Here is an 18,407-nt window from a genome sequence, read left to right on the forward strand (position 1 = left end):
AGATTATGAACATGTGAACGATCATCAAAAATGCACGTTCCAAGCTCTCGCTTGTACTTTCCAGGGCAAGTTCTCGTTTTCTGCGTCAGATCCAGCGGCCAGGAACCGGACGCCGGCGGGGGTCGCCGTTACGCCTGCCCGACCCCGGCAGGCTCGGGCTCCGGAGTCCGGGCCAGGCACAACGCGAGCAGACAACCGATGCCGCAAGCGCCGACCACCAGGCTCATGGCCAGCGGGCCGGCGTCATGCAGGGCGCTGACCAGCAGGCTGGCGATGGTCCCCAGGCCGAACTGGCAGGAAACCGCCAGTCCGGCGGCGGCACCGGCCTCCCGGGGATGGAGGGCCAGCAGACTGGCCAGGCTGTTGGTGCCAAGCAGGCCGGTGACGCTGACATAGAGCAGCAGGCACACGGCGATGGCCGGCAAACCGCCGAGGCCACTGCCGCCGAGCAGGATCAGGGCCAGCCCGGAAAGGGACGCCACGGCGCCGCCGACTCCCAGCATGAGCTGCGGGCCGAACCGGGTGACCAGGCGGGCATTGAGCAGGGTCACCAGCATCACGCCAGCGATATTGAGGGCGAACAGCCAGGCATAGGCCTGGGGCGAGATGCCGAAATACTCGATGTAGACGAAGGGCGAAGCGGTGATGAAGGCGAACATGCCGCCGAATGACAGCCCCATGCACAGGATGTAGCCCAGCGCCCGTGGCTGCCGGATGATCCGCCCATAGGCCCGGAATGCGGCGCTTGTCGAGACGCCCCGGGCTTCGACCGGGTGGGTCTCCGGAATCTTCCAGGCCACCAGCAGCAGGCACAGCCCGGCAAATGCCAGCAGCACGACGAATACCACGCGCCAGCCGGCCAGCAGGATCAGGTAACCGCCCAGCAAGGGAGCGACGAGCGTGGCGACCATGGTCACCAGATACATCAGCGACAGCACCCGCGCGGAGTCGCCGAGCGGGAACAGGTCGCGCACTATGGCGCGGGCCAACACCGAGGCGGCAGCCCCGCCCAGCGACTGCAACAGGCGCCAGGCGATCAGGTGCCCGGCGTCGGTGGCCAGGACGCAGCCCAGGCTGGCCAGCAGGTAGACAGCGATGCCACCCAGTAGCAGGCCGCGCCGGCCGAAGCGATCGGACAAGGGGCCATAGAGCAGCATGCCCAGGCTGAACCCCGCCAGGAACACGCCGATCGTCGACTGGACCTGTGCCTCGCTGGCGCCCAGGTCGGCGGCGATCAGCGGCAGGCTGGGCAGATACATGTCGATCGACAACGGCCCGAAAGCCACCAGGGCGGCGAGCAGGACGATCAGGCGTCGAGGGTTGGCGACGGTGGACATTCGATCTCCAGGGTCATGCGGGCAGCGGGCCTTCCCATGGCCCGTCTTCTAGAGACTCAGGAGCCACAGGCAAAGCCCTGGGAATGCTACCAGCAGGACGATCCGTATCAGGTCGGAACAGAGGAAAGGCACCACGCCACGGGCGATCTCCATCAGCGGCACGTTGCCGGCAGAGCGCTGGACGATCAGCAGGTTCATGCCCAGGGGTGGCGTCACCAGCCCCACCTCCACCACCATCAGGGCGAGGATGCCGAACCAGACCGACTTGTCCACTTCGCTCATGCCGAAGAAGTCCAGCCCCATGACCACCGGGTAGAAGATCGGGATGGTCAGCAGGATCATCGCCAGCGAGTCCATCACGATGCCCAGCAGCAGGTACAGCACCAGGATGGCGATCAGCACCACCATGGGCGCGAGGCCGCTCTCCTGCACCCACTGGGCCAGCTCGTTGGGCATCTGGGTCAGGGCCAGGCCCGAGTTGAGCAGGTCGGCGCCGAGCAGCACGAAGAAGATCATCGCCGTGGTTTCCGCGGTGCCCAGCAGGCTCGCGCGCATCCCCGCCCAACGCATGCCGCCTTGCAGCACGGCGAGGATGCCGCAGGCCGCCGCACCGATGGAGGCCGCCTCGGTGGGGTTGGACCAGCCGCCATAGATGCCGACGATCACCACGACGAACACAGCGATCACCGGCAGCACGCTGCCGAGGGCCTTGATGCGCTCGCCCGGGCTGGCCTTCACCTGCTCGTGATCATGGCCACCCTCGCGGGCCGCCATGATGCGCAGCACCAGCATGTAGCCGACCACGGCGATGAGCCCGGGAACCACCGCCGCGACGAACAGCTTGGCGATGGATTCCTGGGTCAGCACCGCATAGATGATCAGCGGAACCGATGGCGGGATCAGGATGCCCAGGGTACCGCCGGCCGCCACCGTGGCGGTGGCCAGGCGGCCGGAATAGTTGTAGCGGCGCAGCTCGGGCAGGGCCACGTGGCTCATGGTCGCCGCGGTGGCCAGAGAGGAGCCGCAGATGGCGCTGAAGCCGGCGCAGGCACCGACCGCGGACATGCCCATGCCGCCCTTCCAATGCCCGATGAAGGCCGCCGCGCAGCGGAAGATGGCCCGCGACAGGCCGCCATGGGTGGCGAACTGGCCCATCAGCACGAACAGCGGGATCACCGCCAGGTCGTAGTTCGAAAGCCGCGAATAGGCCAGGTTGTTGAGGGTGAACAGCAGCGCCGACAGGTCTCCGTCGTTGACCGCCCAGAAACAGGCGGCGCCGCCGATCATCATGGTGATGCCGATATGCACGCGCAGCACCAGCAAAGCCATGGTGATACCCAGGGCGATCAGGCCCAGACTCAGACCGCTCATGGGCGTCCTCCAGCACGATGGTAGATGTCGACGATCCGCGCCAGCGCGCACAAGGCCATCAGGAGCAGGCTGGGCACCATGCACATCAGCGGTATCCACAGCGGGATCGACAGCAGCGTGGAGACGTCGCCGTACTCCATGTTGTCGAGCATCTGCAGGCCGGTGCGCCAGGCCAGCAGCAAGGCGACGAGCAGGCACAGCAGGTGGGCCAGGGCATCCAGGGCGCGCACCAGCCCGGAGGACAGGCGCATGGTGAAGGCATCCACCTTGATGTGGGTGCCGCGCAGCTCGCAGAGCGGCAGGAAGGCGGCGATGGCGATGGCGGCGCCGATCTCCATCAGCTCGATGTCCCCCGGTATCGGCGCGGAGAGCAGCTTGCGGCCGATGATCGAGACCAGCGACATGTTGATCAGCAACAGCATGACCAGACCACCGGCCAGGGCAAAGCCCTGGGCCGGATAGTGGAGAACGCGATACAGGGCGCAGTGCTCCATGGCCAAGCCGCTTTCATAGGCTAGCGACTCCTGCATGGCGGTTACCGCGCTCCGCCGGCCAGCGTGCGCACACCGTCGACCAGCGCCCTGCCATCGAGCCCCTTGTCGCCGGCTTCCGCGATCCACTGCTCCACCGCGGCGTCCGAGGCCTTGCGCAGCTCGGCGTAGGCATTCGCGTCGATGTCGACCAGGCCTTCGGCCGGAGTGGCGGCCTGGGCGAGTTCGATGGTCTTGTCGAACGCCGCGGCGAAACGCTCGGAAAGCGCCTTCCCGCTATTGCGCTCGATGATCTCCCGCAGGTCCGCCGGCAGGCCGTCGAACTTCCGCTGGTTCATCAGCAGGGTCAGCACGGTGTAGCTGAGCGCCGACTGCTCGTTCGAAGTCGTGTTGTGGTAGCGGGTGACTTCATCCAGCTTGGCCGCCGGCACCACCTCCCAGGCCGCCAGTGCGCCATCGACCACGCCCTTGGAGATGGCCTCGGTCATCTGCGCCGGCGGCATGCTCACCGGAGTCGCGCCCAGGACCTCCAGGGTTTTCGCCGCGGTGCGGCTGGAGGCGCGCAGCTTCAGGCCGGACAGGTCGGCCAGGGTGCGCACCGGCCTGCTGCGGGTGTGCAGGCTGGTACCGCCATCGCCGTGTACCGCCAGCACCTTGTAGTCCTTGAAGTCCTCCCTGGCGTACTGCTCGTAGAAGCTCCAGATGATCTCGTTGCCTGCCTTGCCGCCATAGGGCAGGACGAAAGGCAGTTCCAGCGCCTCGACGCGGGGGAACTTGCCGGCGGAATAGGCCGGCGCGGTCCAGACGATGTCGGCGACGCCATTTCGCGCCATGTCCGCCAGCCTGGCCGGGGTGCCGCCCAGTTGCATCGACGGGTAGATCTGGCATTTCAGGCGGTCGCCGGACTCCTGGCGAAGCTGCTCGCACCAGGGCTCGATGACGTTGGCCTGTGCGTTGGAAGTGGAAGGCAGGAAGTGGGCGATCTTGAGGGTGGCGGTCTGTGCGTGGGCCGAGGCAGCACCAGCCAGGGCCGCGCACAAGGCAGCAATTCTCATTGTTTTCATCGGTTTAGCTCCGTGTTGTTTTTGTAGCCGGGGCAGACGCGCCAACAGGAAGGAAGCGCAACACGTTAATACGTTAAGTTTTTTACGATACCTGTCAACAAAAACGGAAAAAAATAACGACCACGACCAGATGAACGAATATCTCTTTTTTGTAATTTTTACTTTAATTTCATAAAGATAATAAACAAAAACTCCTTTCATCTCGCTTAGAATTCTCTCGGGAATTTTCTGAAAGAAATATCGTTAATAGATTAATCATGTTACTAGACTGTGCCGGCCGATCGACCCGACAAGAATCGCGACCGGCAACCAACACAGTCCTAGGAGATAAGAACAATGACCAGGAATGCATGCACCATTCCCGCATTCACCTGCCTTCTAACCGCCGGCCTGAGCGGCGCGGCCCAGGCCGACTTCATCGGCGACAGCAAAGCCGGCATCGAGGCACGCAACATGTACCTCAACCGCGACTTCCGCCAGGACGACGCAGCCCGGGCGAAGCTCGAGGAATGGGCGCAAGCCTTTACCGTCCGCTTCGAGTCCGGCTTCACCGAAGGCACCATCGGCTTCGGCATGGACGCCATCGGCCAGGTCGGTATCAAGCTGGACTCCAGCCCCGACCGCCGTGGTACCGGCCTGCTACCGTTCGGCACCCGGACCCACGAGCCCGAGGACAACTACAGCGAACTGGGCGTGGCCGCCAAGCTGCGCCTGTCGAAGACCGTCCTCAAGGTCGGGACGCTGCAGCCGCGACTGCCGGTCGCCCTCTACAACGACAGCCGCCTGCTCTCCTCCACCTACGCCGGCACCTTGCTGACCTCGCAGGAGGTCGAGGGCCTGACCCTCAACGCCGGGCGCCTGGAGAAGATCAATCTGCGCGATTCGTCGAGCAACGACGAGATGAACTACGGCGGCGTGGAAAGCGCCCACCTCGACCTGGCCGGCGGCAGCTACGCGGTCAGTCCCGACCTGACGCTGAGCTACTACTACGCGCAGATGGAGGACATCTACCAGCAGCACTACGCAGGCCTGGTGCACAACACCTCGCTCGGCGATGGCATCAGCCTGAAGACCGACCTGCGCTTCTTCACCACCGACGAGCACGGCGATCACCGCTATCGCAGCGCCGCCAGGGTCGACGGCGGGCGCATCGACAACCGGTTCTTCAACGGCATGGTCACCCTCGGCATGGGGCCGCACCGCTTCGGGCTCGGCTACCAGAACCTGTCGGGCGACGGCGACTTCGCCTACCCGGGCCTCGATCCGTACTCGGTGAACCTGGTGACCGTCAACCCGTTCACCAAGGCGGGAACCGACGCCTGGCAAGCACGCTACGACTTCGACTTCGTGGCCCTGGGGGTTCCCGGGCTGAGCCTGATGACCCGCTATGTCAGCGGCAAGAACGTGGATACGGCGACGGTCCGGGGCGGGCGGGAATGGGAGCGTGACACCGACCTCGTGTACGTCTTCCAGGAAGGCTTCCTGAAAGGCTTCAACGTGCGCCTGCGCAACTCCACCTTCCGTTCCGGCGATGGCCTGACCACCGACATCGACGAGAACCGGATCATCCTCGGCTACACACTGCCGCTGTTCTAGGCCTTGTCCCGGTCGTCCCCGCCCATGGGGGCGACCGGCTCGCCGTTGCGTGCTCGATACTCGCCCGGCGTGATCCCGGCATGACGGCTGAAGAAGCGGCTGAAATAGGCCGGGTCCTTGAAGCCGAGCTGGTAGCAGATCTCGTTCACCGAGCCACCGGTGAACAACAAGAGGCGCTTGGCCTCCTGCATCAGGCGTTCGAACACCAGGCGCTTGGACGGCATGTCGGCGATGCGCCGGCAGACGTCGTTGAGGCGCGCCTCGGTGACGCCCAGTTGCCTGGCATACTCGCTCAGCGGCCAGTGTTCCTGGTAATGCGCCTCTATCTGCGCGTTGAAGCGCTGGAAGATGTGCATGTCCTCGCGACGCGCCGGCTGCGCGGACAGCGAACGCGCGGACAGGCGCAGCAAACCGATGAAGATCAGTTGCGTCAGCGCAGCCAGGCTCGGTACCCGGCCGGGGCGCTCTGCGGCGAACTCGCCGCGCAGTTGGTCGAACAACAGGTTCAGGCGCGCCACCTCCTCGCCGTATTCCGCTCCCAACTCACCGACCGCCACGCACACCGGCGCGATCTGCGCCCCCCGGGCCAGGCCATAGCGCTCTTCGAGCAACGGCCAGACCAGTTGCTGGCGCACGGTCAGCACATGCCCGTCGCTTTCCGAGTCGGTGACGAACGCATGGGGGACGGTCGGTGGCGTCAGGAAGAACATCGGCCCTTGTTGCAGGTAGCGGCGGTCGTCCAGGTACACGCGCACCGTGCCGCTTTTCACGTAGTGCACCTGGAAGAAACGGTCGTGCCGGTGCACCGGCATGTTGCGGCCGAAGAAGTCCGCCAGCTTGCCCAATGCCTCGTAGTGCACGTCGGAATCGGCGTAGCGCTGGTCGTAGACCTGGCCGATGTTGATATTGGGGATGGGTTGCTGGTCACGCATGGCCGGCTCTCTTCAAACGTGTGGCCCGGATTGAAACCGGGCCACGCCAGGCGCCGAAGCCGCTGTTTCCTGCAGCGTGAAGCTTGCCGCCTGCGGCTCGCCGTTCAGGGCTTGATCTTCTGCAGGTCGTTGAGCAGGTCCAGCAGTTGCTGGAGCTTTTCCTCGCCAAACTGCTCCTGGATCTTCTGGTAGTTGCTCTCCATGCCATCGCTCATGGACACGAAGCTCTGCTGCCCCTTCTCGGTCAGGCCGACGAATACCCGGCGCTGGTCCTGGGTCGACTTCCAGCGACGCACCACGCCATCGCGCTCCAGGCGCGCCAGCACGCCGGTCATGCTCGGCTTGAGGATGCACGCCTGCTGCGCCAACTGGTGGCTCTCCATCTCCCCGAACTGCCGCAGGATGCGAATCACCCGCCACTGCTGCTCGGTCAACCCGTGCTGGTTGAGCAGCGGGCGGAAGAAGCCCATCACGGCCTCGCGCGCCTGCAACAGAGTCAGGGTCAGGGAAGGTCTGGGGGTCGACATGGTGGCTACGGCTCTCGGCAGGAGGTGATGAAGAATTTAATCAATAACCGGCGAGCCGACGCAAATCCGCCTCGAGGAGCGCTCGGCCCGCGTCATTCCGGGCCGGGCGGCCGGCAATCAGGAGCGATTCCAGACAGATTCGGACAGCTCGAGCAGCCCTGGCCGATTCGGACAGGCGAAACATGGCTTGATCATCATTAACATATTAACTATAAATGTTAGCATGTTAACCACCTGCCTAATCCCAGGAACAATCCCCAGATCTGCTCAGGAGTGAATCAATGCGCCGCCCAGCCAGCGAAGTCGCCACCGGCAGCCTGTTCGGCATCGCGCTGAACTACAAAGGCCTGCTGGAAAGCCGACTGGCCGAGTTCGATCAGCCGCCCTACCAGAAACCGCCGGTCAAGCCGGTGCTGTTCATCAAGACCTCGAACACCCGCAACGGCCACGACCGGCCAGTGGTCTTCCCGCAGGGCGTCGAGCGCCTGCAACCGGGCCCGGCCCTGGGCGTGGTGATCGGCAAGGAGGCCAGCCGCGTGAGCGAGGACGAAGCCATGGCCTACGTCGCCGGTTACGTCATCGTCAACGAGTTCAGCCTGCCGGAGGACAGCTACTACCGCCCGGCCGTGAAAGCCAAGTGCCGCGACGGCTTCTGCCCGTTCGGCCCCGACCTGGTGCCGGCCAGCGAGATAGCCGACCCGCACGCCCTGCCCCTGAAGCTGTTCGTCAACGGCGAACTGCGCCAGGAGAACACCACGGCCAACCTCGTGCGCGACATTCCCCGACTGATCGCCGAGATCAGCGAGTTCATGACCCTGCATTCCGGCGACGTGCTGATCACCGGCACTCCCGAGGGCCGCGTGGACGTTCACCCGGGCGACGAAGTCGTGGTGGAAATAGAAGGCCTCGGCCGCCTGCACAACACCATCGTGGCGGAGGAAGCCTGAGATGAAACACGCACGCATCCGCTACCGGGACGAAGTACATACGGCGATCGTCGAGATCGGCAACACCGTGCGCCTGGCCGACGGCCGCCTGCTGGCCGAGAACCAGGTCGAATGGCTGCCGCCGGCCACCGGCAGCATGTTCGCCCTCGGCCTGAACTACGCCGACCATGCCGCCGAACTGGCCTTCAAGGCGCCCACCGAGCCGCTGGCCTTCATCAAGTCGCCGGGCACCTACACCGGGCACAACCAAGTCACCTGGCGGCCGGACGACGTCGCCTACATGCACTACGAGTGCGAGCTGGTGGCAGTGATCGGCAAGCCGGCGCGCAACGTCAAGCGCGAGGACGCCCTCGCCTACCTGGCCGGCTACACGGTGTGCAACGACTACGCCATCCGCGACTACCTGGAGAACTACTACCGGCCCAACCTGCGGGTGAAGAACCGCGACGCCACCACTCCGGTCGGCCCGTGGATGGTCGACGTAGCCGACGTGCCCGATCCGTCGAAGCTGGCCTTGCGCACCTGGGTCAACGGCGAGCTGAAGCAGGAAGGCTCGACCTCCGACATGATCTTCGACATCCCCTATCTGATCGAATACTTCTCCAGCTTCATGACCCTGCAGCCGGGCGACATGATCGCCACCGGCACGCCGGAAGGCCTGGCCGACGTGGTGCCGGGCGATGAAGTGGTGGTGGAAGTGGAAGGCGTCGGCCGCCTGGTCAACCGAATCGTCAGCGAGGCCGAGTTCTTCGCGAACCGCGCCCGCAGTAAAGAGGCATGAACACGATGATCAAGCACTGGATCAACGGCCGCGAGGTCGAAAGCAAGGAAGTCTTCGAGACCATCAACCCGGCCACCACCGAGGTGATCGCCGAAGTCGCCAGCGGCGGCGCCGAGGAAATCGCCCTGGCCGTGGCTGCGGCCAAGGAAGCCTTCCCGAAATGGGCCAACACCCCCGCCAAGGAACGTGCGCGGATCATGCGCAAGCTCGGTGAACTGATCGACCGGAACGTGCCGAACCTGGCCGAGCTGGAGACCCTGGATACCGGCCTGCCGATCCACCAGACCCGCAACGTGCTGATCCCGCGCGCCTCGCACAACTTCGAGTTCTTCGCCGAGGTCTGCACGCGCATGGATGGCCACAGCTACCCGGTGGACGACCAGATGCTCAACTACACCCTCTACCAGCCGGTGGGCGTGTGTGGCCTGGTCTCGCCATGGAACGTGCCGTTCATGACCGCCACCTGGAAGACCGCGCCCTGCCTGGCCCTGGGCAACACCGCGGTGCTGAAGATGAGCGAGCTGTCGCCGCTGACCGCCAACGAACTGGGCCGCCTGGCCCTCGATGCGGGCGTTCCCGCCGGCGTGCTCAATGTGGTGCAGGGCTACGGCGCCAGCGCCGGCGACGCCCTGGTCCGCCATCCGGACGTGCGCGCCATCTCCTTCACCGGCGGCACCGCCACCGGCAAGAAGATCATGCAGACCGCCGGCCTGAAGAAGTACTCCATGGAACTGGGCGGCAAGTCGCCGGTGCTGATCTTCGACGACGCCGACCTCGAACGCGCCCTCGACGCCGCGCTGTTCACCATCTTCTCGCTGAACGGCGAGCGCTGCACCGCCGGGAGCCGCATCTTCATCCAGGAGTCCGTCTACGACAGCTTCGTCGCCGAGTTCGCGGCGCGTGCCAGGCGCCTGATCGTCGGCGACCCGCAGGACCCGAAGACCCAGGTCGGCTCGATGATCACCCAGGCCCACTACGACAAGGTCACCGGCTATATCCGCATCGGCATGGAAGAAGGCGCGCGCCTGGTCGCCGGCGGCCTGGAACGCCCGGCCAACCTGCCGGCGCACCTGGCCCGCGGGCAGTTCGTGCAGCCCACGGTGTTCGCCGACGTGGACAACCGCATGCGCATCGCCCAGGAAGAAATCTTCGGCCCGGTGGTCTGCCTGCTGAAGTTCAAGGACGAGGCCGAGGCCCTGCGCCTGGCCAACGACACCGAGTACGGCCTGGCCTCCTACATCTGGACCCAGGACATCGGCAAGGCCCATCGCCTGGCGCGCGGCATCGAGGCCGGCATGGTATTCATCAACAGCCAGAACGTGCGCGACCTGCGCCAGCCGTTCGGCGGCGTGAAGGGTTCGGGCACCGGCCGCGAGGGCGGCGAGTACAGCTTCGAGGTGTTCGCCGAGGTCAAGAACGTGTGCATTTCCATGGGCAGCCACCACATTCCCCGCTGGGGCGTGTAAAAGGCGGCCCGATGAGAGCGGCCGCCCAGGCCGCCAGCATCGCCGGCGTGCAGCCACAATCACAAGAATCCGGGCGCCCCACAGGCGGCGCCCCGCACCAGGAGAACCACCATGGGCAAACTCGCTCTGGCTGCCAAGATCACCCACGTTCCCTCGCTGTACCTCTCCGAACTGCCCGGCCCACGCCAAGGCTCCCGCCAGGCCGCCATCGACGGCCACCGCGAGATCGGCCGCCGCTGCCGCGAACTGGGGGTGGACACCATCGTCGTGTTCGACACCCACTGGCTGGTCAACGCCGGCTACCACATCAACTGCGCGCCGCATTTCCAAGGCCTGTACACCAGCAACGAGCTGCCGCACTTCATCGCCAACATGGCGTACGAGTTCCCCGGCAACCCGGAGCTCGGCCGCATCCTCGCCGACGGCTGCAACGCCCTGGGCGTGGACGTGCTGGCCCACGACGCGACCACCCTCGGCCCGGAATACGGCACCCTGGTGCCGATGCGCTACATGAACGAGGACCAGCACTTCAAGGTCATCTCGATCTCGGCGCTGTGCACCGTGCACTACCTCAACGACAGCGCGCGCCTGGGCTGGGCCATGCGCAAGGCGGTCGAGGACCACTACGACGGCACCGTGGCCTTCCTCGCCAGCGGCTCGCTGACCCACCGCTTCGCCCAGAACGGCCAGGCCCCGGATTTCGCCGACAAGGTCTGGAGCCCGTTCCTGGAAACCCTCGACCACGAGGTGGTGGAGATGTGGCAGCGCGGCGACTGGCAAGCCTTCTGCGGCATGCTCCCGGAATACGCCGCCAAGGGCCACGGCGAAGGCTTCATGCACGACACCGCGATGCTGCTCGGCGCGCTGGGCTGGTCGGCCTACGACGGCAAGGCGGAAGTGGTCACGCCCTACTTCGGCTCCTCCGGCACCGGGCAGATCAACGCGATCTTCCCGGTCACCGCCCAGGACGGCTCGGCGATCCCGCCGGCCCAGGCCTCGAACCCCGCCAGCAACGCGGCCGGCAGCCGTCTCTGAGGAGCATCGCCATGCCCCATTTCATCGTCGAATACACCGACAACATCGAAGCCGACGCCGACCTGCCGGGCCTGTTCGAGAAGGTCCATGCCTGCCTGGGCGAATCCGGCGTGTTTCCCCTCGGCGGCATCCGCAGCCGCGGCGTGCGCCTGGACACCTGGCGCATGGCCAACGGCCAGCACGACTACGCCTTCGTCCACATGACCCTCAAGGTTGGCGCCGGCCGCAACCTGGCGACCCGCCAGCGAGTCGCCGATGCGCTGTTCAAGGTGATCAGGGCGCACTTCGCCGAACTCCAGGCCCGCCGCCTGCTGGCCCTGTCCTTCGAGATGAGCGAGCTGGATGCGCAGCTCAACTACAAGCACAACAACGTCCACGCCTTCCTCAAGAACCAGAGCGCGTAGGGACTCCGTCTCCCGTAGGAGCGAGCTCTGCTCGCGAATAGCCCCTGCGCCCGGAGTCGCGGGTAGCGCTCGCGCCTGCGGGAGTAGTCCTGGCACCACAGTCGATCCAAGGAATCACCCATGCTTGATGCATCCATCATTCAACAGGCCGCCGCCCGCCTCGACGCCGCCGAGCGTTCGCGCCAGCAGGTGCGCCAGTTCTCCCTCGACTACCCCGCCATTGGCATCGAGGACGCCTACGCCATCCAGCGTGCCTGGGTGACGCAGAAGATCCGTGACGGCCGCAAGCTGGTCGGCCACAAGATCGGCCTGACCTCGCGCGCCATGCAGGTCTCCTCCAACATCACCGAACCGGACTACGGCGCGCTGCTCGACGACATGTTCTTCGAGGAAGGCAGCGACATCCCCTTCGAGCGCTTCATCGTGCCGCGCGTCGAGGTGGAGCTGGCCTTTATCCTCGGCAAGCCGCTGAAGGGGCCGAACGTCACCCTGCTCGACGTGCTCGACGCCACCGAGTGGGTGATCCCGGCGCTGGAGATCATCGATGCGCGCATCCAGCAGGTCGATCCGCAAACCGGGGTCACCCGCCAGGTGTTCGACACCATCTCCGACAACGCCGCCAATGCCGGCGTGGTCATGGGCGGTCGCGCCGTGCGGCCGACCGAGATCGACCTGCGCCGAATCCCGGCGGTGCTCTACCGCAATGGCGTGATCGAGGAGTCCGGCGTTTCCGCCGCGGTGCTCAACCATCCGGCCAAGGGCGTGGCCTGGCTGGCCAACAAGCTGGCGCCCCATGACGTCGCCCTCGAGGCCGGGCAGATCATTCTCGGCGGCTCCTTCACCCGTCCGGTGGCGGCCAGCCCGGGCGATACCTTTCACGTCGACTACGACCAGCTCGGCTCGATCGCCTGCCGGTTTGTCTGAGCCGGCGGCGCGCCCCATGGTGGATGGATGAAGCGCCATCCACCCTACGCAAACGCTCGACCACGTAGGGTGGAAAGCCCGCAACGCGGTTTTCCACCGGTCCCAGACCTGGAGCACACCATGCAACTACCGATCAACCGCTTCAAACAGCGCCTGCAGGCCGGCGAGGCACAGATCGGCCTGTGGCTCGGCCTGGCCGACGCCTACTGCGCCGAACTGGCCGCCAATGCCGGTTTCGACTGGCTGCTGATCGACGGCGAACACGCGCCCAATGACCTGCGCGGCCTGCTGGGCCAACTGCAGGCGGTGGCACCGTACTCCAGAGAAGCGGGAGGGTCGCAGCCGATCATTCGCCCGGTGATCGGCGATACCGCGCTGATCAAGCAGCTCCTCGATATCGGCGCGCAGACCCTGCTGGTCCCCATGGTGGAAAGCGCCGCGCAGGCCCGCGAGCTGGTCCGCGCCATGCGCTACCCGCCGCATGGCGTGCGCGGCGTCGGCAGCGCCCTGGCGCGTGCCTCGCGCTGGAACGGCATTCCCGGCTACCTGGACCGGGCCGACGAACAGATGTGCCTGCTGGTGCAGGTCGAGAACCTCGAAGGCCTGGCCCAACTGGACGCCATCTGCGCGGTCGAGGGCGTCGATGGCGTATTTATCGGCCCGGCCGATCTGTCGGCGGCCATGGGCCACCGTGGCAACCCCGGCCATCCCGACGTGCAGGCAGCCATCGAGGATGCCATCGCGCGCATCCGCCAGGCGGGCAAGGCCGCCGGCATCCTCAGCGCCGACGAAAGGCTCGCCCGCCGCTACCTGGAACTGGGCGCAACCTTCGTCGCCGTGGGTGTCGATACCAGCCTGCTGATGAAATCCCTGCAAACCCTGGCCGGCAAGTTCAAGGGAAGCGCGACAGCCCCCGTGGACAGCGTCCCCAGCGTCTACTGACCCGACGAGAACCCCATGCGACTCAATGACCTCTCCCTGCTGTGCACCCAGGCCTACCTCGATGGCCAGTGGCTCGATGCCGACGACGGCGCCCGCTTCACCGTGACCAACCCGGCCAACGGCGAGCCGATCGCCGAAGTGGCCGACCTCGGCCAGGCCGAAACCGCCCGCGCCATCGCCGCCGCCCAGGCCGCCTTGCCCGCCTGGCGCGACAGGACCGCCAAGGAACGCGGCGCCATCCTGCGCAAGTGGTACGAACTGATCCTGGCCAATCAGGAAGACCTGGCCCGCCTGCTCAGTTGGGAACAGGGCAAGCCGCTGGCCGAGAGTCGCGGCGAGATCGCCTACGGCGCCAGCTTCATCGAGTGGTTCGCCGAAGAAGCCAAACGCGTCTACGGCGACGTGATCCCCCACGACAAACCGGGCCGCCGCCTGCTGGTGATCAAGCAGGCCATCGGCGTGGTCTCGGCCATCACCCCGTGGAACTTCCCCAATGCCATGATCACCCGCAAGGTCGGCCCGGCCCTGGCCGCCGGCTGCACCATGGTGCTCAAACCGGCGGCGGAAACCCCGCTGTCGGCGCTGGCCCTGGCCGAACTGGGCGAGCGTGCCGGCATCCCGGCCGGCGTGCTGAACATCGTCACCGGCCTCCGCGCACAGGAGATCGGCACCGAGCTGAGCGGCAACCCGCTGGTACGCAAGCTGTCCTTCACCGGCTCCACCGGCGTCGGCAAACTGCTGATGGCGCAGTGCGCCGGCAGCATCAAGAAGGTCAGCCTGGAACTGGGCGGCAACGCCCCCTTCATCGTCTTCGACGACGCCGGCCTGGACGCCGCCGTGCAGGGTGCGCTGGCCTCCAAGTTCCGCAACAGCGGGCAGACCTGTGTCTGCACCAACCGCCTGCTGGTGCAGAGCGGCGTCTACGAAGCATTCAGCCGGCGCCTGGTCGAGGCGGTTAACGCCCTCAAGGTGGCTCCAGCCGAGGAGGAAGACGCCCAGCAGGGCCCGCTGATCAACGCCAAGGCCGTGGCCAAGGTGCAGGAACACATCGCCGACGCGCTGGCCAAGGGCGCCACCCTGCTGGCCGGCGGCAAACCGCACGCCCTCGGCGGCGGCTTCTTCGAGCCGACCGTGCTGGGCGACGTCACCGGCGAAATGCGGGTGGCCCGCGACGAAACCTTCGGCCCGCTGGCGCCGATCTTCCGCTTCGATACCGAGGCAGAGGCCATTGCCATGGCCAACGACACCGAGTTCGGCCTGGCCTCCTACGTCTACACCCGCGACCTGGGCCGCGCCTGGCGGGTCGGCGAAGCGCTGGAGTACGGCATGGTCGGCATCAACGAGGGGCTGATCTCCACCGAGGTCGCGCCGTTCGGCGGCATCAAGCAGTCCGGCCTCGGTCGCGAAGGCTCGAAGTACGGGATCGACGACTACATCGAGCAGAAGTACCTGTGCCTGGGGATCGGCTGACTCATGAAAACGCGATAGGTGCCAAATCTGCGCATCGACCTGTCCATGCCCCTTCAGACAAGCCCCCGACCATGAACCGTTTCCTTCGCCAGCAACCCACCATCACCCTGAAACTGGCCATGCGGGCGCTCCACGCCGCCCTGGAAAAGGCCGAGCAGGAGCAGGTGCACATCAGCATCGCCATCGTCGATGCCAGCGGCCAGCCCATCCACACCGCCCACATGGACAACGCCCCGCTGCCGAGCCGGGATATCGCACTGAACAAGGCCCTTACCGCGGCAGGCTTCAGCGCCTCGACCGGCACCTGGCATGAGCGTCTGGAAAAATGCTCGCCGGCCGTTCGCCAGGGCCTGCCGATGCAGCCGGGCCTGGCGCTGTTCGGCGGCGGCGAGCCCTTCCTCCTGGACGACGAAGTGATTGGCGCCATCGGTATTTCCGGCGCCTCCGAACGGGTCGACGAGCTCTGCGCCCTGGCCGCCGTGCAACGCGTGGAGCAACTCCTGGGCGAAGGCACGCCGAACGGACAGACACGGAGCAGCGCTCTCCACTAGACGGCGGACAGCGCCGCGCAGGTCTGGACGATCCGCTCCCGCAACCAGCGCAAACCCGGTGACAGCTCCTGCTGCCGGTGCCAGATCAGGCTGATCTGCACATCCGGCATGTCCACCGGCAAGGGCGCCACCTGCAATGCATATATCGGGGCGAAGTGGTCGGCCAGCCGGCGCGGCACCGTGCCGAGCAGGCTGGACTGTGCGACGATCGGCGGGATGGTCAGGTAGTGCGGGACGTGGAGTTGCACCTGCCGGCGCACCTTGGCCGAGCCCAGGACGATCTCCAGTGGCGAGCCGCGCCCCGCGCGAGGCAGGATCGACACGTGATGACTCTGCTGGTAGCCGGCCAGAGTGAGGCCATTCGTGAACGCCGGGTGCCCTGCCCGGCCGATCACCACCAGTTGCTCCACCAGCAACGGCTGGTAGCGCAGGTCGTCATTGTCGAAATACAGGTAGTCGATCGCCAGGTCCAGCTCGCCGGTGGCGAGACGCGTGGTCAGCGAGTCCGCATCGTCTCCCTGCACGGACAACACCACCCGTGGCGCCGAGAGCTCCAGGCGCGCCAGCAAGGATGGCAACAAGGTGGCCTGGGCGTAGTCGTTCAACGACAGCCTGAACAGATGCTCCTCTTGTGGATCGAAAGCCTCCTGCGCGCCCAGGCCGATCCGCAGCAGATGCAGTGCCTGGCGCACCGGCCCGTAGAGCGCCTGGGCCTGGGGCGTCGGCGACATGCCTCGGGCGGTGCGGATGAACAGTGGCTCGTTCAGTTGCGCGCGCAGGCGCGCCAGGGCATTGCTCACGGCCGGCTGGCTCATGTGCAGACGCAGCGCGGCGCGCGAAAGGTTCTGCTCCTGCATCAGGGCATCGAATACCAGCAGCAGGTTCAGGTCCATCGATCTCAAGTTAACAGCCATGAATAATGCTCATCACCAATATCCATTACCGCAATAATTTGCCTGCCACTAGACTGCTGTCAAACCAACAAGAAAGACCGGAGCAGCCATGGCCCACGACGTCCAAGCCTTCCGCTCGCGCTACCGCGCGGCCATTCCTCCTCGCTACAACCCCTGGCTGCACGCCTCCTTCGTGCTGGCCTACGGCGCGCTGTGCCTGGCGTTCTTCTGGAGCCGCCTGGAACAGGTGAGCCTCCTGGAATGGCTGGTCGTGCCGCTGACCCTGGTGTTCTACAACTGGGGCGAATACAACGTGCACAAGGGGCTGGGGCACCACAAACGCCGCCTCGGCGCACTGTTCTACAAGCGCCACACCGGCGATCACCACAGCTTCTTCATCGCCGGGCAGATGCGCTACGAAACCGACCGGGACTGGCGGGTGATCCTCTTCCCGGCCTGGCTGATCGTTCTCTACAGCCTCGGCCTGTTCGCCGCCTGGTGGCTGCTGGCCCAGCTCGACGCCAACGTCGCCGCGCTGTTCGCCGGCACCATGCTGCTCGGCTACATGAGCTACGAGGTATTCCACGCCTGCGAGCACCTGCCCGACAGCCATCCGGTGGCCCGCCTGCCCTGGATCCGCCAGATGCGCCGCCTGCACGAGCTGCACCACCGCCGCGAGCTGATGCAGACGCACAACTTCAACATCGTCTTCCCGCTCACCGACTGGCTGCGCGGCACCCTGTACTGGGAACCCCTGGAAAAAGAGGAACGGACCATGACCGTCATGCGCCACGAAACCGAGATAGCAGGCTCCCCGGAACAGGTGCTGGCCTATGCCGCCACCCCCACCCGCTGGCCGGAGTGGCACCCCTCCTCCCTGCGCGTGAAAGGCCCCGGCGGCCCGCTGCCGGCCGGTGGTCATTTCGAGGAAGACATCCACGCCGGTGGTCGCGCCGGGCACCTGAGCTGGGACGTCGACGAATACCTGCCCGGCCAGCGCTGGCGCGCCCACGCCAATGGTGACCACGGCCTGAGCCTGAAGCTCACCTACGAATGCCAGGCCACCGCCGCCGGAACGCGCTTCGTGCGGACCCTGGAATACGCTTTCGACAATTGGCCCATGCGATTGGCCAACCTGTTGGTGATGCGTAAACGCATCGACCACGAATCCGAAGAATCCCTGCGCATCCTGCGCGACGTGGCCGAACGAGCGATCACCCGGGAAGATGCGGCCTGACGAGGAAACCGACGCGCAGCCGATGGTCCAGCCGGACGCCATCGGCACCATGGAATCCGCCACGACCATGCGCACAAGGGCTCGCAGGCATGCGAGCCCCACCCCAGCACACAGGGCCGGCTCAGCGTGGCGTCAGACGCCGCAGCATGCCCCTGACCAGTGCGACGAACAGGCCCAGCATGCCACCGAGAACCAGGCCCAGCGCGAGGATCAGGGCTTTCCTCGGCTTCTCTGCTTTCGTCGGCTCTATCGCCACCTGGTCGACGGTCACCAGGCGCACTCTGCCGATGTCGAGGTTCAGTTGCTTCAGTTGGGCCGCTTCCTCGCGCCACTGGGCCAGTTTCTTCAGGAACAGGTCTTCGTCGGTGCGGTTGCGCAGTGACTCGACCGTGCGGTTCGTGGACAGCAGCCGCAATTCCTTTTCGATCTCGGCGATCCG

The 18,407-nt window shown here is 66.0% G+C and carries 19 protein-coding genes; 11 read left to right on the forward strand and 8 right to left on the reverse strand.

Annotated features, from left to right (window positions below; translation table 11 throughout):
* Positions 1–128 precede the first annotated feature (128 nt).
* From PSEWESI4_RS23255 to PSEWESI4_RS23270, 4 genes are read right to left on the reverse strand one after another with little or no spacing between them, the layout of a single operon-like run.
* Positions 129–1,337 carry a Bcr/CflA family multidrug efflux MFS transporter gene (locus PSEWESI4_RS23255; protein WP_187673615.1) on the reverse strand — a complete coding sequence of 403 codons (1,209 nt, stop codon included), beginning with the start codon at positions 1,335–1,337 and terminating at the stop codon, positions 129–131.
* Positions 1,338–1,385: 48 nt separating this feature from the next.
* Complete coding sequence (locus PSEWESI4_RS23260) at positions 1,386–2,708, reverse strand: TRAP transporter large permease (RefSeq protein WP_187673616.1); 1,323 nt, start codon at positions 2,706–2,708, stop codon at positions 1,386–1,388.
* Positions 2,705–3,238, reverse strand: coding sequence for a TRAP transporter small permease (locus PSEWESI4_RS23265; RefSeq protein WP_187673617.1), 534 nt, complete (start codon positions 3,236–3,238; stop codon positions 2,705–2,707). The genes PSEWESI4_RS23260 and PSEWESI4_RS23265 overlap by 4 nt, the downstream gene beginning before the upstream one ends.
* A gap of 5 nt (positions 3,239–3,243) precedes the next feature.
* On the reverse strand, positions 3,244–4,263 hold the full coding sequence (locus PSEWESI4_RS23270; RefSeq protein ID WP_187673618.1) for a TRAP transporter substrate-binding protein: 1,020 nt from the start codon (positions 4,261–4,263) through the stop codon (positions 3,244–3,246).
* A gap of 336 nt (positions 4,264–4,599) precedes the next feature.
* Here PSEWESI4_RS23270 and PSEWESI4_RS23275 point away from each other — a divergent pair, with 336 nt between their 5' ends.
* The gene (locus tag PSEWESI4_RS23275) at positions 4,600–5,859 is read left to right on the forward strand and encodes an OprD family porin (RefSeq protein ID WP_187673619.1); all 1,260 of its coding nucleotides are present in this window, start codon (positions 4,600–4,602) and stop codon (positions 5,857–5,859) included.
* Here PSEWESI4_RS23275 and hpaA read toward each other — a convergent pair.
* Both hpaA and hpaR read right to left on the reverse strand, forming a co-directional pair.
* Entirely contained in the window at positions 5,856–6,791 is a 936-nt protein-coding gene (hpaA, locus tag PSEWESI4_RS23280) for a 4-hydroxyphenylacetate catabolism regulatory protein HpaA (RefSeq protein WP_187673620.1), read from the reverse strand. The two genes, PSEWESI4_RS23275 and hpaA, sit on opposite strands and share 4 nt — an antisense overlap.
* Positions 6,792–6,895: 104 nt before the next feature.
* The gene (gene hpaR / locus PSEWESI4_RS23285; protein WP_187673621.1) at positions 6,896–7,318 is read right to left on the reverse strand and encodes a homoprotocatechuate degradation operon regulator HpaR; all 423 of its coding nucleotides are present in this window, start codon (positions 7,316–7,318) and stop codon (positions 6,896–6,898) included.
* Between the two features lie 281 nt (positions 7,319–7,599).
* Here hpaR and PSEWESI4_RS23290 point away from each other — a divergent pair, with 281 nt between their 5' ends.
* The 9 genes from PSEWESI4_RS23290 to PSEWESI4_RS23330 all read left to right on the forward strand — a co-directional run bounded on the left by PSEWESI4_RS23290 (position 7,600) and on the right by PSEWESI4_RS23330 (position 15,838).
* Positions 7,600–8,265: a fumarylacetoacetate hydrolase family protein gene (locus PSEWESI4_RS23290; protein ID WP_187673622.1), complete on the forward strand. Its 666-nt coding sequence runs from the start codon at positions 7,600–7,602 to the stop codon at positions 8,263–8,265.
* 1 nt (position 8,266) lies between these two features.
* Positions 8,267–9,046 (forward strand): fumarylacetoacetate hydrolase family protein, encoded by a 780-nt coding sequence (locus PSEWESI4_RS23295; RefSeq protein WP_187673623.1) that lies wholly within the window; start codon positions 8,267–8,269, stop codon positions 9,044–9,046.
* Positions 9,047–9,051: 5 nt separating this feature from the next.
* The gene (hpaE, locus tag PSEWESI4_RS23300; RefSeq protein ID WP_187673636.1) at positions 9,052–10,512 is read left to right on the forward strand and encodes a 5-carboxymethyl-2-hydroxymuconate semialdehyde dehydrogenase; all 1,461 of its coding nucleotides are present in this window, start codon (positions 9,052–9,054) and stop codon (positions 10,510–10,512) included.
* A 111-nt stretch (positions 10,513–10,623) separates the two neighbouring features.
* Positions 10,624–11,547, forward strand: a complete 924-nt coding sequence (gene hpaD, locus PSEWESI4_RS23305) for a 3,4-dihydroxyphenylacetate 2,3-dioxygenase (protein WP_187673624.1) — start codon at positions 10,624–10,626, stop codon at positions 11,545–11,547.
* An 11-nt stretch (positions 11,548–11,558) separates the two neighbouring features.
* Positions 11,559–11,951 (forward strand): 5-carboxymethyl-2-hydroxymuconate Delta-isomerase, encoded by a 393-nt coding sequence (locus PSEWESI4_RS23310; RefSeq protein ID WP_187673625.1) that lies wholly within the window; start codon positions 11,559–11,561, stop codon positions 11,949–11,951.
* Between the two features lie 120 nt (positions 11,952–12,071).
* Entirely contained in the window at positions 12,072–12,875 is an 804-nt protein-coding gene (hpaH, locus tag PSEWESI4_RS23315) for a 2-oxo-hept-4-ene-1,7-dioate hydratase (RefSeq protein ID WP_187673626.1), read from the forward strand.
* Positions 12,876–12,995: 120 nt separating this feature from the next.
* The gene (gene hpaI / locus PSEWESI4_RS23320; RefSeq protein ID WP_187673627.1) at positions 12,996–13,817 is read left to right on the forward strand and encodes a 4-hydroxy-2-oxoheptanedioate aldolase; all 822 of its coding nucleotides are present in this window, start codon (positions 12,996–12,998) and stop codon (positions 13,815–13,817) included.
* 15 nt (positions 13,818–13,832) lie between these two features.
* Complete coding sequence (locus PSEWESI4_RS23325) at positions 13,833–15,287, forward strand: NAD-dependent succinate-semialdehyde dehydrogenase (RefSeq protein WP_187673628.1); 1,455 nt, start codon at positions 13,833–13,835, stop codon at positions 15,285–15,287.
* A 71-nt stretch (positions 15,288–15,358) separates the two neighbouring features.
* On the forward strand, positions 15,359–15,838 hold the full coding sequence (locus PSEWESI4_RS23330) for a GlcG/HbpS family heme-binding protein (RefSeq protein ID WP_187673629.1): 480 nt from the start codon (positions 15,359–15,361) through the stop codon (positions 15,836–15,838).
* Here the strand turns inward: PSEWESI4_RS23330 and bsrA are convergent.
* A complete protein-coding gene (bsrA, locus tag PSEWESI4_RS23335; protein ID WP_187673630.1) occupies positions 15,835–16,752 on the reverse strand; it encodes a LysR family transcriptional regulator BsrA in 918 nt (305 codons plus the stop codon). The two genes, PSEWESI4_RS23330 and bsrA, sit on opposite strands and share 4 nt — an antisense overlap.
* Positions 16,753–16,840: 88 nt before the next feature.
* Here bsrA and PSEWESI4_RS23340 point away from each other — a divergent pair, with 88 nt between their 5' ends.
* On the forward strand, positions 16,841–17,968 hold the full coding sequence (locus tag PSEWESI4_RS23340) for an SRPBCC family protein (RefSeq protein ID WP_187673631.1): 1,128 nt from the start codon (positions 16,841–16,843) through the stop codon (positions 17,966–17,968).
* A gap of 121 nt (positions 17,969–18,089) precedes the next feature.
* Here PSEWESI4_RS23340 and PSEWESI4_RS23345 read toward each other — a convergent pair.
* A partial coding sequence (locus tag PSEWESI4_RS23345) for a GNVR domain-containing protein (protein WP_328821944.1) occupies positions 18,090–18,407 on the reverse strand: 318 nt, incomplete at its 5' end.

Source organism: Zestomonas carbonaria (assembly GCF_904061905.1).
GTDB lineage: Bacteria > Pseudomonadota > Gammaproteobacteria > Pseudomonadales > Pseudomonadaceae > Aquipseudomonas > Aquipseudomonas carbonaria.